The organism is Peristeroidobacter soli (assembly GCF_004138485.1).
GTDB lineage: Bacteria > Pseudomonadota > Gammaproteobacteria > Steroidobacterales > Steroidobacteraceae > Steroidobacter > Steroidobacter soli.
The window spans coordinates 373,593-388,685 of the sequence record NZ_RYEV01000008.1; the positions used below are offsets into that span (position 1 = coordinate 373,593).

The window sequence follows — 15,093 nt, forward strand, 5'->3', positions numbered from 1 at the left end:
TTGGGGAGTCGCGGAGCGTGGCGATGAGCCTGCAAACCTTGCTGGAAAATCTGCTGTGGTGGGGCATCTATCCTCTATGGCTCCTGGCTGGCGCGGGAGATTACTTGTGCCATCGCCGGACCGACATCGAGCACACCTCCGGTAGCGTCGAATCCTGGTTCCACGTGCTGCAGTTCCTGACGCTGTTGGTCGCGATTGCGGCCGGCGCGCTGCTCGAGACAAATGTGTGGGTGTTTGGCGTGATGGTTGTCGGCGTGTTGGCCCACACCGCACTGGCGCACCTGGATGTTTCCTACACAGACGGTCAGCGCTACATCTCACCGTTCGAACAGCTCATCCATGGCTTCATGGACGTGTTGCCGCTGGTCGCCGTCGCAATCTTCGGTGTGTTGCATTGGCAGGAGATTGGCGCGGGGCTCAACGGCGCATCGCTTGCCGCGGTGCCTGCCGATGCCGGCCGCGTTTTATTGCTGGCGAGCTTCATCGGTCTGGCCGGTGTGCCCATCCTGGAAGAGTTGGCGCGAACGCTGCGACATCGCGGCGAGCGTAAGCAACCGGGATATCAGGCGGGCTTTGCGACCATCAAATAGAAGACGACGACCAGGGCCGCGAAGGCGACGACGCCGAGCGCCACCCACCCCTTGAGAAACGTCCAATAGCGTTGCGGCAACTCCGTGCCGTTCGCGGCCGCGGCAGCCGCCATGTCGCGCATCTTGATTTGCATCCACACCACGGGCAGCCAGGCTGCGCCGGCGACAAAGTACAGAATGACGGAGACGACGATCCAGGTACTGGTCAGTGGGAAGCCGGCGAGATGAATCAGGTACAGGCCAGTGAGCGGCTGAATGATGATGGTCGGCGTGGTGAAGGCGTAGTCGGCGATCACGACATAGCGAACGACGGTGGCGATGACGCGGGCGTCGCGCGTCAGGCTGGTGAAGAACATGTAGAACGCCGAGCCCAGTCCGGTGCCGAACAGCAGCGTCGACGACAGGATGTGCAGCCACTTTACGACCAGGTATTCCATCGACGCGCTTCCAGCGTGTACAGCAAATAGATGGCCGCGAGCATCACCAGGTTCTTGCTCAAGGGTCCATAGGGATGCAGCCAGAACTCCGGCAGCTTGAATGTGATGATGAATGTGTAGCCGCCGATGATCGCGAACTGGAGCAGCCACAACCATCGTCGCTGTCGCAGGACCAGCGTGCCGATGCCGACCAGCAGATCGAGCACGGCGGCGCCATACAACATTACTGGCGCCAACGCGCCGGTGATGCCGACGCGGGCCAGCAGGTCGTAACTATCTGCAGTCGGATACAAGCCCAGCGACACGATGCCCGTCCAGATCCAGACCAGCGCGATGCTGAATCGCAGCCAGCGGAGGGTGTCGTCGGGTGAGAGGGCGTGACGGGGATCTGGCATGGGCGGCCATTGTAGCCGCCCCCCTGGAGCGTGCTTACCAGCCCGAAGCGATGCGCGGCCACTTCGCTACGATCCGGCCTTCGGAGAGCACGTTGTAATAGGTGTGTTGGGCAGCCGTCGCGCACGCATGGTTGGGCAGGATGCGGACCAGTGAGCCCACCGGCAGATCGGGCAGCTGGGCGGAACTGCCGGGGCGAAGCTCCAGCACGCCGTGCTCCTGATTCGCCTGGCGCATGATGAGGTCGGGATAGGGGCGGCCCTCGGGGTCGCACACCACGCCGTAGTACTGATCGACCGGCTGGTTGGCCGTGCCCCGGTCGCGCGACATCGCCATCCAGCCGGCGTCGACCAGGATCTGATGTTTGCTCGGCTGATGGCCGATCACGCTGGCGAGCACGCTGATCGCGATGTCATCGATCGAGCACACGCCGATGCCGGCCATCACCAGATCGAAAAACACGAACACGCCGGCACGCACTTCGGTGACGCCGGTCAGGTCGCGGGCGAAGTGGGCGGTCGGGGTCGAGCCCACGCTCACCACCGGCGAGGCGAAACCGGCGGCTCGCAATTGTTCGGCACACTTGACCGCCGCGGCTCGCTCCTGTTCAGCGGCGGCCACCAGCTGTGCTTCGCCGCGAGCGTCGTAAGAGCCGCCGGCGTGAGTCATGATGCCGCGAGGATCGGCGCCGCCTTCCTGCAAGGTGCGAGCAATCTCGACCAGCAACGGATCGCCTGGTTGTATACCGGCGCGATGGCCGTCGGAATCGATTTCGATCAGCGTCGGAAGTTTGACGCCGAGCTCGCGGCACTTCGCGGCTACAGCCCTGGCCTGATCGATGTTGTCGACCACGATGGACAGATCCACGCCGCGATTTCGCAACGCGACTGCCCGGTCCAGCTTGGCGGGCGCGATGCCCACTGCATACAAAATATCTTTGACCCCGGCGGCGGCGAACTCTTCGGCTTCTTTCAGCGTCGATACGGTCGCGGGCCCGGCGGGCGTCGCCATCAGACGATGCGCGATGTCGATGGACTTCGAAGTCTTCAGATGCGGTCGCAGACCGACCCCGAGTCCCTGCAGATGCCGCTTCAGACGAGCGATGTTCCGATCCATGCGCTGCTGATCGAGCAGCAAGCCCGGCGTGGGCAGGTGGGCCAGGGAAGACTCGAAACGCGTGGACATCGATCTCTGCACTTTTGCTGCGGCCCGCCAACGTGGCACGTCCGACCCGCGAACACATCGGTAAAAGCACCGTAAACGAAAGAATCAGGTTGCATGATTGCCGTGGTCTATCCCAATATCGGATTCAAATAACGACGGGTGGATCGGCTCAGCGACTGTGCTCTTCCAGACCAACTTATGTCGAGGCGGGAATGCAGGCGGGGACGCAGTGCTGTCAGGCAAGCGACTGCCGCGATGCCATTTGTTAGGGCTGCTGCTGTTGCTGCTGGCCGCCACGGTCGGTGCTGAGAACGAATCGCGATTACAACAGTTCGAATTCGACATTCCGCGCACCAGTCGGGTCATGGCATTGCATGAGCTGAGCCGTCAGGCCGACTTGCTGGTCGCGTACCTGAGCTCCGACGACGCCGAAGAAGAAGGGCTGGTCGGCCCGGTGAAGGGGTTGTTCACGGTCGACCAGGTGTTGAGTGTGATCCTGCGCTCCTCTCAGCTCACGTCGCGCTGGATCGAGGACACGATGGTGTCGGTCGAGCCTCGACCGTCCTCGGAGGTGACGGCCGGGCCACCCACGGACACGGTCGTTCGGACCTTGCCGCACTCCACTGACGTCGATCCGTTGCGCCTCGAGCCCGAAGAGGTGCTGGTGCTGGGCTGGCCGCTCCGGGATCTCACATTGTCGGTGCCGCAGGTGGTCGTGATGGAGCGCGACGATCTGGACGCCATGGGCGCACCGACTTTGCCGGATGCGCTTCGATATATTTCACAGAGTGCGTATTCACGGCCGGAGGGTTATCGAAGCAGCGGCGCGCAGTACGCTGAAATGCGCGGCCTCGGTCCGGACACGGCGCTGGTTCTGATCAATGGGCGCAGGGTCTTGCCCAGTGCCAACAGTCTGTCGTCCAGCGCGTTCGATCTGAACACCATTCCGGTCCCGGCGGTGGAGCGCATCGAGTTCCTGCTGGACTCGGCCGCCGCCGCCTATGGTACCGATGCGATCGGCGGCGTCATCAACATCGTGCTGCGTGACAAAGTCGCCGAACCGACGCTGGAGCTACGCTATGGCGAAGCCGCAGGCGGCGGCGAACAGGAGCGAGTCACATTCTCCGCGGGCGTGAACAAGGATCGATTTCACGGCGCGGTGGTGTTCGATTATTTCAATATCGGCGGTCTGCTCGGTGAGGAGCGCGCTCTGTGGCGCGATCAGGACTTTCGTCGTTATGGCGGGCGCGACCATCGCTCGCTGGTCAGCAGCCCGGGCAACGTCAGCTCGGTCATGGGCGACTTGCCCGGCCTGTCATCCAATGTCGCCGCCGTGCCTCTGGAAGGCGACGACTTCAGCGCGACCGCGGGTCAGCCGAATCTGGAAAGTTTGCTGAGATTCTCCAGCGTCGTTCCCGAGGCGACGCGCCGGACGGTCACGGCAATGGGAACAGCGCATCTTTCCGATCGCATCACCGCGACGGGCGAACTGCTCTATGCGAACCGCGACTCGACTTATTACTTTTCACCGCCGGTGTTGGCCAGCATGCCGGCGTCCGCGGCCAACCCCTACAATCCTTTTGGCACGACGGTACTGATCAATCGTCTGCTCACGGAATATCCGTCGCAATCGCAGTCGGTCGACTCGGACCTGCTGCGCTGGTCGGTGGCCTTGCGTGGCGATTGGGGGCGCTGGAACTGGGAGCTGTCGGCGTTGCGCTCCGATGAACAGGCGACCACCGGATTGGATAATGCGGTGGATCTGACCGCCGTGATGCGGGGCTTGTCGAATCCCACTGCCCAGGCGCTGAATCCTTTCTCGTCCGGTCCGATGGCCGGCGACGAGTTGCTGTTGCCGCGTGACGTGGACAAGTTCAGTTCCGGCGGCCAGCAGGTCGCCGGATTCGTGCAAGGCTCGATCGCGTACTTGCCCGCCGGTCCCATTACAACGGTGATCGGCGCGGAGTGGCGCAATGAATCCATGCGCGCTTCCAACGAAGCCGCGGGTTCTTTCGATCACGATAGAGATGTTACTGCCGGGTTCGCGCAGCTTCGCGTGCCTCTCATCAGCAACCAGTTGCGTACGACTGTCCCTGGATTTCAGGAGCTGACGTTGACCGCCGGTTCTCGCTGGGACGATTACAGCGAGTTCGGCCATGTGCTGCGTTCACAGCTGGGCTTGCTGTGGAAACCGAATCGGGACTTCGGCGTGCGAGTGTCGGGGGGCAGCAGCTTTCGGCCGCCGTCGTTGTATGAAATGTATCTGCCGCGGATCTCGGCGGTGTCTCGGGTGACCGATCCGTTGCGCCACGAACTGGCGACCGTTCAGTTCACCATGGGTGGCAACAGCGAGCTCGAGCCGGCGACGGCGCGTTCACTCACCGCCGGTGTGGTATTCAGCCCGGACTCGGCCTTCAACTGGAATGTTTCGGCCGACTGGTGGCGCATCGACATGAAGAACCGGGTGGTCTCGGTGCCGCCACAGGTGATGCTGGCCAACGAAGCGCTGTTTCAGGATCGCATCGGGCGCGATCCGGTCACCGGCGCGCTGCGAACCATCGATTCATCGCGTATCAACGTCGGCGGCGTCAAAGCGGCCGGTGTCGACTTCGCCGTCAAAGCGGACTTTCTGACCGAATTCGGCCGATTCACGCCGGAGCTGCAGGCCACCTGGTTCGATCGTTTCGATTCCACCGATGTGCCGGGCCAGGCGCCGGTGGATCGGGTGAATCTGGCGAGTGAGCTCGGCTCCATTCTGGACTGGCGCGCCATCCTGTCGCTGAAATGGCGGCGGGGGCCGCTGGGAGCCGCTGCGTTTGCCCGCTACACGCCTTCTTATGACGATGCGATTGCCGGGGCGCGCACCGGTCGAACCGTAGCGGCGCAGACTTTGATCGATCTGCAAGCGTCGCTGGATTTGGGGCTGATGTATGGGCGCGAGTCGCGAGTGGACGGTGTGAAACTCTGGGCAGGTGCGGTCAATCTGTTCGACGAGCAGCCCGGCTTTGCCAATGTCGGCGACGCCGCGGGATTCGACTCGTCTCAGGGCGAGTTGAAGGAACGCACCTGGTATATGCGGCTCGAAAAGAAATTCTAAGCGGTCGCGCGGCGGTGGGCATCGCTCGCGCAAGTTCGCCAGGTTCGCGCCCAGACCTCCACATCCAGATGGCGTAACAGTTCGCCTGGATACACGGGGCTCTTCGATACCCGCTCGCTCAAGGCTGCTTCGACGGCTTTGCGGTTCAACAACCGGGCCTCGACGAGCACGCCATCCAACAGCAGCTCGCGCAGAAAGCTGCGGTGTCGTTCGACCAATCGATCGATGAACCCCGGGGCTCGATCTTTCCAGTGGCGACGAATGATTTCGGCGGGCACGTCCTGAGCGAAGGCTTCGCGGGCCAGTCCGCGCTCACGACCGCCTTGAAAGTGCACGTCGACTGGAATACGAAGAAACAGCTCCATCGCAGGTTGCGAGTACAGCGGCGCGAGCACCTCGGGCGCGTCGATGCCGGGCGCGACGTTGTAGAACTCCGGTGTGGCCAGCAACGCGCCGAGACGTCTGACGAGTGACCAGGGCACCGACGGCAACTGATCGAGCCAGGGGTGCGGAAATCTGGCGGCGTCGGAGTAGCTGGCGCGCAGCCCTTCATCGACCAGCGTCGACACTGACAGCAGCATCTTCCGCTGGTGTTCCATGCCTGCACCACGACGCCAACGGCGCAGCGACTTCACCATCACGGTCCAAGTCGACTCCTCGGTCAACGCGGCAACACGAGCGGCGAGTCGGAGTGCGTGCGGACGCAAGCCATGACGTTGCAAATATTCCGAGACGGCGTAAGCAAACGTGTCGCCGCAGAAGCCCGAATCGCCGCCGTCGCCACAGAACACGGCGGTTGCTTGATGCTCTCGGGCGATCTGGTGTTCCAGGGTGTTTCGGAGCAGATATCCCATCGTGGCGGTGGGCTCGACCTGCGGCGGCGAGCTCATCACGTTGGGTAATGGGATTTGATCCGCGACGGCGGAATGCTCCTGGTGTTGCAGCTGATACTTGCTGGCGGCGAGCCGCGCCCAGGGTCGTTCGTCCGATCGGCCGCCCGGAGTGAAGTAGGTGTAACAGGCCAATCGGGGGCGGGCCGGGACGCCCGCGAGACAGGCGGCGATGATCGATGAGTCCAGCCCGCCCGACAGTCGATGCAGAACGCTCGCGTGATCGCCGCACAACGTGCGCGTGCAGGAGCGCACCGTCGATCGCATGGCTCGTGCCGCAAACGTTGGGTCTTCGATTGCCTCGCCCGGCTCGACGAAACGCAGCGGCAGCCAATGAAACACTCTGGATTGCGTCGTCGTCTGAGTCAGCTCGACGCATTCGCCGCGGTAAATGGTTCGAACTTCGTTCAGCGCGGGCTGATCGAGAATGCCGCCGTGGAGCACCCGATCCCGCAGGTACTGCTCGTTGATGGTGAACTGGAACAGTTGAGTGTCGACCAGATCGGCGATGTTTCCAAAGATCACCGACACGCCCTGAAACGTGGTGCTGAAGCACGGCAGGTTGCCGGTTGGATCTTTGCTCACCCAGACGCGGTTGTCGGCCGGGTCACGCAGCAAGGCGATGTAGTTGCCCCAGGTGTGTTCCATCAACCAGCGGCCGCGGCTCGCGACGATCTGTTCGCTTTGTTGAATCGTCGGACGGAAGCGCGGCGTCGCGGTGTCGTCGGTGAGTTCGGTCCGGCGTTCGAACAAGGCGCCGATCAGTACGCCGCGCTCCTCCGGCAAGGACACCACTTCGAGCGATCCTTGCCGGAAATTGGGGTGCAGCACCCATAGACCCTTTTTTTGTTCGACTCGACCCCACGATTTGAATCGTGTGGTCAGCCGATCGATCAGAATCCGGGCCGCCGCGCATTGCCCGGTCGCATCGACGTTCCATGCCAAAGCGAGATAGCGGAACATGCATTCCTCCAGACATCCGGGTGCATTCGGCCGCATGCACCCGGACGGTCAGGCTTCAAACATCAGCCCAGATCCGGCACCAACCCCCAGAAATAGGTGCTGTCCGGAAAGACCGGGACCGGGAGGAACTGTTTTGTTTCTTCAGTGGCATCGCCCAGGTCGACGAGCTCGATAGGATCCATGTCCATTGCCCTCTCCTTTAAAGGCACGTCGAACAACACGGAATGTATTGCCCGGTGCGTGCCGGACCCTGCCATAGCAAAATCGGATTGGAATTAAGGAACTGGACGGAGGTTCGCCAACCGCATTGCGATGATCCGCGCCAGCGCTGGAATTGTTGCCTGCATGATTACGGTCGCCGTCCAGGTGACAGACATGGGATTATTGGTATTTGCCCGCGCGCCGATATTGTGATGGCCGTCACTCGCCGCGCCCGGGATGCACCGGCGGCGGGATACGGCAAAGCCTGAAAGCGTCGGGGCCGTGTCATGCCAACCGTGCTCATGCCGATGTAGGGCGCATGAGCGGCGCGATGTCGAAACAACTGACCTTGGTGGCTGCGGGCCTCTGCGCGGCCTGCGCGCCTGCGTTGGCGCCGGCGGGCGATTTCGCATCGAGCATGAGTTTCGAGGCCGGCTACACCAGCGACTACTTTTCCAATCGTCGAGGCGGATTGGGGCGCGGCGATCGTCACCTTTCAAATCTTGACGTGGCCGCGACGTTGGATATGGAAGAGCTGTTCGACATCCGCGGCCTGACCTTGTTTGTTTCGGGCCAGAGCAATGCTGGCGGTGGCTTGTCGGAGCGTTTCGTCGGTGACTCATTCGCGGTGTCGAACATCGACGCCCCGGCGGCCGCGCGCTTGTTCGAGGCGGGTGCGGCGTGGAGCTTCGGCGAGGATGGCAAGCACGCTGCGCGCGTCGGTCTGCTCGATCTGAACGCGGAGTTCGATGCGAGCGACCCGCGCGGCTTGTATATCAATTCGGTTTTCGGTATCGGCCAGGATTTCAGCCAAAGCGGCGAGAACGGTCCGTCGATCTTCCCGACGACGTCGCTGGGCATGAGCGTCAATCTGCAGATTGCGCCCGAGTGGCATTGGCTCAGCGCCGCTTTCGACGGCGTGCCCGGCGATCCGCACCAGCCCAAAGTGACGACCGTGCATCTGAATCACGCTGACGGATTGCTGTTGGTCTCGGAGTTGCAGCGTTTGTCGGAAGGGCGTGTGGAGAAAGTGGCCTTCGGCGTGTGGGGCTACACACAGACCACCGAGCCTCTGGTCGCGGAAGACGCGGAGCCGACCGGTTCGACCCACAATCACGGCTGGTATGTTTCAGCCGACTCGCGACTCGGTGCACTGGACGAAGTGCGGCCCTGGCGCACCTCGCTGCGTGTCGGTCACGCGGAACATAGCGTGAACGATTGCGACTGGTCGGTGATCGGCGCGTTGAACTACGATGTGGCGCGTCCGCCCGGACGAGAACAGAGTTTCGGTATCGGCGCCGCCTGGATCAAAACGTCATCGGCGTTTCGAGACAGCACGGCAGGGCTGGATGATTACGAGGCGGCAGTGGAGCTCACGTGGCGCGCGACGGTCACGGACTGGCTGACCTTGCAGCCCGACGTTCAATACATCGTCAACCCAGGATCACAGCGTTCCCTGCGTAACGCCGTGGTGGTGGGATTGCGCTTCGAAGTCGCCGCGCCGACGTTCAGTTGGTAACAGCGCAGTGCCGGCGCGAACGCCGGCACTGCTTGCAACCCTACATGCGGGTGTTGAGACGGAACGTTACGGGCAGTTGCTTCCACATCGCCATCGGCTGGCCATCGCTGGTGCCGGGAATGAAGCGCCACTTCTTCGCTTCACGCATCGCCGACTTGTCGAGTCCCTCGTGGCCGCTGGAGCTGACCAGTCTCACATCGCCGACGCGACCGTCCGCGAGGATATAGATCGACAGCACCACCGTGCCCTCGTTGCCCGCGCGAATATCCGCTGGCGAATAGTACGGCTCGCTCAGGCCACGACGCGAGTCGATGCGTGGCTCGGCCAGGACAGGTGTCGGCGGCACCGCGCTACCGGGGCCGTCGAAAATCTCCGTCTCCGTTCTCGGCTCGACGGTGATGGTCGGGCCCACCGGCGACTCGTCGGGGATCGTCACTTCTCTCGGGATCAAAGTCGGCTTGATCTTCGGCTGGTCGATACTCGCATCCTTGATTTCGACCTGTTTCAGCGGCTTGGGTTGGGTCATGTCGGGAATCAGGACCGGTGCCTGCGGCACGAACACCTTGATGATGGTCTGTGTCATTCCGTTGGTCAGCGCCCAGAAGAATCCCAGATGCAGTAACACGATGATCGCCAGCGCCCACGCGCGAGGCGAGTTCCAATGGTTCAGAGAGGGAAAAGTATTAACCGTCGTCGCAGTCATTCCGATTTACTCCCAGCGTGTTTTTAGAAGCGCGCCCGTGCGCACGGGCGTGCCATGACACGGGTTGCGGCGACGGCCCCATCCGGGTGGCCGATGTTTCAACGCGCCGGACGACGATCGGCGCTGCACCCGCGATTGGAATCTGCTCCCGGGCGGGAGGCTCCCGGAAGTAAGCACATTCCGGTTGCAACGTCGGGGAATTTTTTGTGAGCTGGCGTGGTCACAGGTTGGATTGGACTTCCGTCAAGCGCAGGCGCTGCTCGAACTCGCGAACCAGCGCTCTGTCGTTGTGATCCCAGGGATGGAAGCCGGGACGGAAGAAACTGAGATAGGGCAGGAACACCTTGCGCACCACGCCCGGCTTGAAGACTAAATAAGTAAACACGCGCCACCAGGTGCGCGGCGTATTGATGCCGTCCTGCCTGAAAAAATCCGCCATGCGCTGCAAGTTCGAGTACCAGAACTGCAGGCTGATCAATACCATCACCTGGCAGCGAATCGCCCAGCGTTTGAATCCCGACAGCTCGCGCGTGACCGCGAGATAGGTGTCGAACGCCACCGCCTTGTGCTCGATTTCCTCGATGGCATGCCATTGCCACAGCCGCAATACCTCGGCCGGCGCGCCGGGCAACGGATTTTTTTCGACCAGTATGGCGTGCGCCATGATCGCGGTGAAATGTTCCAACGCCACCGTGATCGCCAGTTGCCCGACCGGATGACGTGAGCGAGCGACGTCGAGGCGGCGCCGGATCTCGGCGTCCATCTTGGCGGTCTCGTAACCGGCGCTCTTGATGAGCTTGTTGAACACCACGTGCTCGCGGGTGTGCGCGGCTTCCTGCTCGACGAATGCTTTGATCTGTTCCTGCAGGCGTGGCGTCACGCGGTCCCGGAAACGCCGGACCGACTCGATGAAGAACGTCTCACCCTGCGGGAACGAGGCCGACAAGGCGTTGAAGTAAGCGGTCGCCACCGGGTCGCCGCCGTGCCACCATTTGGCGTGGGCTGCCTTGCGGTCCAGGCGCAGGTCTCGAGGCGTGATCGTGAGGTCGGCGGGCGTGGGGGTGGTGGAGGTGTCCATGACCAGCTTCCATCGGGACCAGGATAGGGTTGGCGTATTAAAAGTTCTTATTGAGAGTGTTGTCAATAGTGACCCAGCCGAAAAAAGCACCACGGCCGACCGGCAAGAATCCGGCGAAATCTCCCGTCCCCCGGGTGCGCCGTACGCCCGAGGAAGCCCGGACCCTGGCGTTGACCTCGGCGCGCCGGCTGCTGCTGGCCGAGGGGCCCGACGCCATCACTCTGCAGGCCGTGGCCGGCGATCTGGGCATGAGCCACACCAACCTGATTCATCACTTCGGTTCGGCGTCCGGGCTGCAGTCGGAGTTGATGCGGCAGATGGTCAGCGAGCTGACCACCACCATCGAATCGGCCGTCATGCGGCTGCGCGCCGGCAAGGCCGAGCTGAAGGATTTCGTCGATATCGTGTTCGACGCATTCGACCGGGGCGGCGCGGGCCGGCTGGCCGCCTGGATGGCGCTCACGGGCGAATCCATGCACCTGGCGCCGATTGGCGAGGTGGTGCGCGACTATATCGACAGCGTCGAACGCGCCACCGACGACGAGGGCGGCGCGGCAGCGATTCACGAACGTGTGACATCCGCGACCTTGTTTGTGACGGTCGCGGCACTCGGCGACGCCATTATCGGCAACGAGTTGCGCAAGATGGTGGGCCGGGAGCGCGAGACGGTACGCAAGCTGATGGGCACATTGCTGCCTGCCGTGCTGGCCCCGCAGCCAAAGGGAGGCGGCCATTCGTGACCGACAAGTCCTGACCAAAGGCAGTGCCTCGAAAGTCCACTTGAACGCAGCTTGCACGCAGCAAATACTCCGCTCATCACCCGCGCGCGGATACCTCCCGTGAGCTCCGGAATCCTGCGAATCGAAGGCCGCGACGTGCCCGCAATGAGCGAGCCTTTCAATACCATTCTGGAGGAGATCGCCAGCGAGCTGGAGCTGCGCCCGTTGCTGACCAGCATCATCACGCGCGCCTGCGAGTTGCTCGGCGCGGACAGCGGCTCCATCGGTTTATATGTGCCGCGCCGTCATACGGTGCAGATCGAGGCCATTCATCAGTTGCCGCTGACCGAGCTGGGGCTGGAGTTCGAGCCGGGCGAAGGGTTGATCGGCAAAGTGCTGGCGACCGGCCGACCCGTCATCGTCGATCGGTACGGCGAGCTGCAGCGGATTTCCTTGCCCGAAATGCGCGATTACGCGGTCATCGGCGTGCCCATTCCCGGGCCGGGCGGTGGGTTGCTCGGCGTGTTTGGTATCGGCGCGCCGCCGCCGCGCAAGTTTGGCGCATCCGATCTCGATACCCTGCGTTTGTTTGCTCGCCACGCCGCGATCGCGATTCAGAACGCCATGCGTTACGAACGAGAGAAACGCCGCACTGAGCGCATGACGTTGATCGCTCACATCGCGCGCGTGATCACCGCCGGGTTGGATGCCAACGAGCTGGTGGCGACGGCGGCGCAAGTGATTCACGAGCACTTGGGCTATCCCAACGTCGTCATCCCGCTGCTGTTTCGTGACGATGACGGGGAATATTTGTTGTTCGACGGGCACGCCGGCAATTACGGCGACATCATGGATCTGTCCCATCGCATCCCCGTCACCAAAGGCGTGACCGGCACGGCGGTGATGACGCGCACTGCACAGATCGTCAACGACGTTCGCAAGGATCCCCGCTACGTGCCACCGCCGATTCCGATCAATGTTCGCACCGAGCTGGCCATGCCCATCGTGCTCGGCGAAGAGGTGTTCGGCTGTATCAACATCGAAGGCCTGAATCCGTTCGATGAAGACGATGTCGCGAGTATTCAGATCATCGCGGATCATCTGGCGGTCGCGATCAAGAACACCAGCCTGTCGCGCGAGGCGCGGCAAGCGGCGGTGATGCGCGAACGTCAACGCCTGGCGCGCGATCTGCACGACGCGGTGAGTCAGGCGCTGTCGTCCATCAGCTTGATGTCACAATCGATCGTGCCTGCATGGCGCCGTGATCCGGCGGAAGGCGAGCGTCGGGCCCGCCGTATCGAAGAGCTGGCGCGCCTTGCGTTTGCCGAGATGCGCGCGCTGCTGCGAGAGTTGCGGCCGGATTCGACCAGCGAAGCCGGCACGACCACGATCGAGAATGCCGGCGTTGCGGATGTGAAGAAGATGGGCCTGGCGGCGGCGTTACAGCGCTTCGCTTTCATCCTGGCACCGCAGACACCGAGTATCCGGCTCGACTTCGCCGCATACCGCTCACAGCCGCCTTCGCTGGAAGAGCGCTTGTATCTGATCTGTCGCGAAGCCTTGTCGAACGCCATCCGCCATTCCGGCGCGGATCGTCTGGATGTGAGCGCCGCGGTGAATGACGATGTGTTGATGTTGAGTGTTCAGGACAACGGCCGCGGCTTCGACGTCGCCGCTCGCGCCGAAGTCACTGGCAACTCTCCCGAACAAGGGATCGGCTTGCAGACCATGAGCGAGCGCGCCGCCGCGCTGGGCGGCGTCTGTGAAGTTCAATCGCAGTCTGGACGAGGAACGACGGTATGTATTCGCATTCCATTGCTAGCGATGACACCATGACCGCCACCATCAAGCTGCTCCTGGTCGACGATCACGGCATCGTTCGCGAAGGTCTCCGCGCGCTGCTCGATGACGGCGAAGAGTTCGTCATCGTCGGCGAAGCCGGCAACGGCGACGAAGCCTGCGACGCCGTTCGCCGCCTGCAGCCGGACATCGTGCTCATGGACCTGAAGATGCCCGGCATGGCCGCGAGCGACGCGATTCGCGTGATCCGCGCCACGTCGCCCACGGTCAAAGTCATCGCGCTGACTTCCTACGCCGAAGATGGCCAGGTCCGCGAAATCATGGCCGCCGGCGCGGCCGGCTACATCCTGAAAGACGTCACCAAAGCCGACTTCGTCACCGCCCTCCGCACCGTCGCCGGCGGCCAGACCTGGCTTCATCCCCTGGCACAACGCTCTCTGGTCGAGCAACTCCGCAACCGCCAGGCCGACCCTCTGGCGCTTCTGACTCAGCGCGAACGCAGCGTGCTCGACTTGATTGCTCGCGGCATGAGCAATCGTCAGATCGGCGATGAGCTGCATCTCACGGAAGGAACGGTGAAGGGCTACGTCAGCACCATTCTCGCCAAGCTCAAGCTGGAAGATCGGACGCAGGCGGCGCTGTTCGCGGTGCAGCGGGGGCTGGGGCGGCGGTGACCGGCGGGCATTTTTCTCCATGCTCCATCCTATGACCCACGCGCAATACCTGCATCAGGCGCAGTTTGCTTTGTTCGGCTGTCAGATGGTCGAAGAGAGCCTGAAATCATTCCTGATGTACGCACGCGAAGTGCATAAGATCTCGTCATCGGAATATGCCGAAGTATCTAAGTCAGACGAAGAACTCGACGAAACACCGCTGGGGGGGCTCATAAGGTTAGTAAAGAAAGTAGTCCCGGCGCACCCCCTGATTGATCGGCTTGAGAAGCTACGCCCAGATCGAAATCACTGCGCCCATCGAGCATTGGTGCTTTGCTTCATTGGTGAAGTAAGTAGTGATATTTCTCGGTCGGAGGAGTATCAGCGTCTTTGTGCAATCGGAGAGTTGGCTTGGTCCTGCTTTGAAGAAGCCAAATTTCTACTTTCGGCTGCGGAGAGCAGGCTTGGAGAACTTCGCCAGTCATCAAGTCAGGGCTAACGAGCTGCTGGGGGGGGCTCCTACGATTCGTTCGATTTCGCCTCCTGTTCAGAGAGGCGGCCGGGTGCTTGAACACGGTCGTAGGGCCGCCCGCAGTTTTTCCCTTTCGGGTCTTGCATCGCTGTGCGCCACCCGGCCATAAAACGATGGGCACAAAGAAGCCACTGAGGTGACGGGAGTGGCTTCCGCCTACGAAAAAGGTGTGTTTAGTACCTGGGAGAAATCCAATTTCATCTCCCAACTGGCGGCAAGACACGAAGCAACATTTGGAATGTCACTTGTGGCCTGCATGAAACTGAAAGTGCGCGGTGGCGAGCACCACTTGTTAGGTTTCAGATTCAGCATGGCAGGCACACCTAGATAGCCGCGCTTTATAACGCGGAAGAC

At 62.3% G+C, this 15,093-nt stretch carries 14 protein-coding genes; 7 read left to right on the forward strand and 7 right to left on the reverse strand.

The window, feature by feature from the left end:
- Positions 1 to 23 precede the first annotated feature (23 nt).
- The gene (locus EKO19_RS32775; protein ID WP_129781622.1) at positions 24 to 590 is read left to right on the forward strand and encodes a hypothetical protein; all 567 of its coding nucleotides are present in this window, start codon (positions 24 to 26) and stop codon (positions 588 to 590) included.
- Here EKO19_RS32775 and EKO19_RS32780 read toward each other — a convergent pair.
- The 3 genes from EKO19_RS32780 to EKO19_RS32790 are packed head-to-tail and all read right to left on the reverse strand — an operon-like array spanning position 563 to position 2,605.
- The gene (locus EKO19_RS32780) at positions 563 to 1,027 is read right to left on the reverse strand and encodes a DUF2269 family protein (RefSeq protein ID WP_129781623.1); all 465 of its coding nucleotides are present in this window, start codon (positions 1,025 to 1,027) and stop codon (positions 563 to 565) included. The two genes, EKO19_RS32775 and EKO19_RS32780, sit on opposite strands and share 28 nt — an antisense overlap.
- On the reverse strand, positions 1,009 to 1,422 hold the full coding sequence (locus EKO19_RS32785; protein ID WP_129781624.1) for a DoxX-like family protein: 414 nt from the start codon (positions 1,420 to 1,422) through the stop codon (positions 1,009 to 1,011). The genes EKO19_RS32780 and EKO19_RS32785 overlap by 19 nt, the downstream gene beginning before the upstream one ends.
- A gap of 34 nt (positions 1,423 to 1,456) precedes the next feature.
- Positions 1,457 to 2,605, reverse strand: a complete 1,149-nt coding sequence (locus EKO19_RS32790; RefSeq protein WP_217705759.1) for a DSD1 family PLP-dependent enzyme — start codon at positions 2,603 to 2,605, stop codon at positions 1,457 to 1,459.
- 241 nt (positions 2,606 to 2,846) lie between these two features.
- Here EKO19_RS32790 and EKO19_RS32795 point away from each other — a divergent pair, with 241 nt between their 5' ends.
- The gene (locus EKO19_RS32795; protein WP_129781625.1) at positions 2,847 to 5,681 is read left to right on the forward strand and encodes a TonB-dependent receptor; all 2,835 of its coding nucleotides are present in this window, start codon (positions 2,847 to 2,849) and stop codon (positions 5,679 to 5,681) included.
- On the opposite strand, the gene EKO19_RS32800 is transcribed toward EKO19_RS32795, so the two are convergent.
- Together EKO19_RS32800 and EKO19_RS39610 are read right to left on the reverse strand one after the other, a co-directional pair.
- The gene (locus EKO19_RS32800) at positions 5,678 to 7,534 is read right to left on the reverse strand and encodes an asparagine synthase-related protein (protein ID WP_157995550.1); all 1,857 of its coding nucleotides are present in this window, start codon (positions 7,532 to 7,534) and stop codon (positions 5,678 to 5,680) included. The two genes, EKO19_RS32795 and EKO19_RS32800, sit on opposite strands and share 4 nt — an antisense overlap.
- Positions 7,535 to 7,596: 62 nt before the next feature.
- Positions 7,597 to 7,722, reverse strand: coding sequence for a hypothetical protein (locus EKO19_RS39610; protein WP_281281145.1), 126 nt, complete (start codon positions 7,720 to 7,722; stop codon positions 7,597 to 7,599).
- 344 nt (positions 7,723 to 8,066) lie between these two features.
- On the opposite strand from EKO19_RS39610, the gene EKO19_RS32805 reads away from it, so the two are divergent.
- Positions 8,067 to 9,254 carry a carbohydrate porin gene (locus tag EKO19_RS32805; RefSeq protein WP_157995551.1) on the forward strand — a complete coding sequence of 396 codons (1,188 nt, stop codon included), beginning with the start codon at positions 8,067 to 8,069 and terminating at the stop codon, positions 9,252 to 9,254.
- A 40-nt stretch (positions 9,255 to 9,294) separates the two neighbouring features.
- On the opposite strand, the gene EKO19_RS32810 is transcribed toward EKO19_RS32805, so the two are convergent.
- Both EKO19_RS32810 and EKO19_RS32815 read right to left on the reverse strand, forming a co-directional pair.
- Positions 9,295 to 9,957 carry an energy transducer TonB gene (locus EKO19_RS32810; protein WP_129781628.1) on the reverse strand — a complete coding sequence of 221 codons (663 nt, stop codon included), beginning with the start codon at positions 9,955 to 9,957 and terminating at the stop codon, positions 9,295 to 9,297.
- Positions 9,958 to 10,177: 220 nt separating this feature from the next.
- A complete protein-coding gene (locus EKO19_RS32815) occupies positions 10,178 to 11,035 on the reverse strand; it encodes a metal-dependent hydrolase (RefSeq protein ID WP_129781629.1) in 858 nt (285 codons plus the stop codon).
- Positions 11,036 to 11,103: 68 nt separating this feature from the next.
- Here EKO19_RS32815 and EKO19_RS32820 point away from each other — a divergent pair, with 68 nt between their 5' ends.
- The 4 genes from EKO19_RS32820 (at position 11,104) to EKO19_RS32835 (ending at position 14,706) form a co-directional block, all read left to right on the forward strand.
- Positions 11,104 to 11,775 carry a TetR/AcrR family transcriptional regulator gene (locus tag EKO19_RS32820; RefSeq protein ID WP_129781630.1) on the forward strand — a complete coding sequence of 224 codons (672 nt, stop codon included), beginning with the start codon at positions 11,104 to 11,106 and terminating at the stop codon, positions 11,773 to 11,775.
- A gap of 99 nt (positions 11,776 to 11,874) precedes the next feature.
- Positions 11,875 to 13,590 carry a GAF domain-containing sensor histidine kinase gene (locus tag EKO19_RS32825; RefSeq protein ID WP_129781631.1) on the forward strand — a complete coding sequence of 572 codons (1,716 nt, stop codon included), beginning with the start codon at positions 11,875 to 11,877 and terminating at the stop codon, positions 13,588 to 13,590.
- The gene (locus EKO19_RS32830; protein WP_129781632.1) at positions 13,587 to 14,228 is read left to right on the forward strand and encodes a response regulator; all 642 of its coding nucleotides are present in this window, start codon (positions 13,587 to 13,589) and stop codon (positions 14,226 to 14,228) included. Before EKO19_RS32825 ends, EKO19_RS32830 begins: the two co-directional genes overlap by 4 nt.
- 31 nt (positions 14,229 to 14,259) lie before the next feature.
- A complete protein-coding gene (locus EKO19_RS32835) occupies positions 14,260 to 14,706 on the forward strand; it encodes a hypothetical protein (protein ID WP_129781633.1) in 447 nt (148 codons plus the stop codon).
- Positions 14,707 to 15,093: the final 387 nt, after the last annotated feature.

Excerpts from the sequence above, each read along its gene's own strand:
- EKO19_RS32785 (WP_129781624.1), bottom strand. The coding sequence starts at position 1,422 with ATGCCAGATCCCCGTCACGCCCTCTCACCCGACGACACCCTCCGCTGG.
- EKO19_RS39610 (WP_281281145.1), bottom strand. The coding sequence starts at position 7,722 with ATGGACATGGATCCTATCGAGCTCGTCGACCTGGGCGATGCCACTGAA.
- EKO19_RS32775 (WP_129781622.1), top strand. The coding sequence starts at position 24 with ATGAGCCTGCAAACCTTGCTGGAAAATCTGCTGTGGTGGGGCATCTAT.
- EKO19_RS32780 (WP_129781623.1), bottom strand. The coding sequence starts at position 1,027 with ATGGAATACCTGGTCGTAAAGTGGCTGCACATCCTGTCGTCGACGCTG.
- EKO19_RS32830 (WP_129781632.1), top strand. The coding sequence starts at position 13,587 with ATGACCGCCACCATCAAGCTGCTCCTGGTCGACGATCACGGCATCGTT.
- EKO19_RS32800 (WP_157995550.1), bottom strand. The coding sequence starts at position 7,534 with ATGTTCCGCTATCTCGCTTTGGCATGGAACGTCGATGCGACCGGGCAA.
- EKO19_RS32790 (WP_217705759.1), bottom strand. The coding sequence starts at position 2,605 with ATGTCCACGCGTTTCGAGTCTTCCCTGGCCCACCTGCCCACGCCGGGC.
- EKO19_RS32810 (WP_129781628.1), bottom strand. The coding sequence starts at position 9,957 with ATGACTGCGACGACGGTTAATACTTTTCCCTCTCTGAACCATTGGAAC.
- EKO19_RS32835 (WP_129781633.1), top strand. The coding sequence starts at position 14,260 with ATGACCCACGCGCAATACCTGCATCAGGCGCAGTTTGCTTTGTTCGGC.
- EKO19_RS32815 (WP_129781629.1), bottom strand. The coding sequence starts at position 11,035 with ATGGACACCTCCACCACCCCCACGCCCGCCGACCTCACGATCACGCCT.
- EKO19_RS32805 (WP_157995551.1), top strand. The coding sequence starts at position 8,067 with ATGTCGAAACAACTGACCTTGGTGGCTGCGGGCCTCTGCGCGGCCTGC.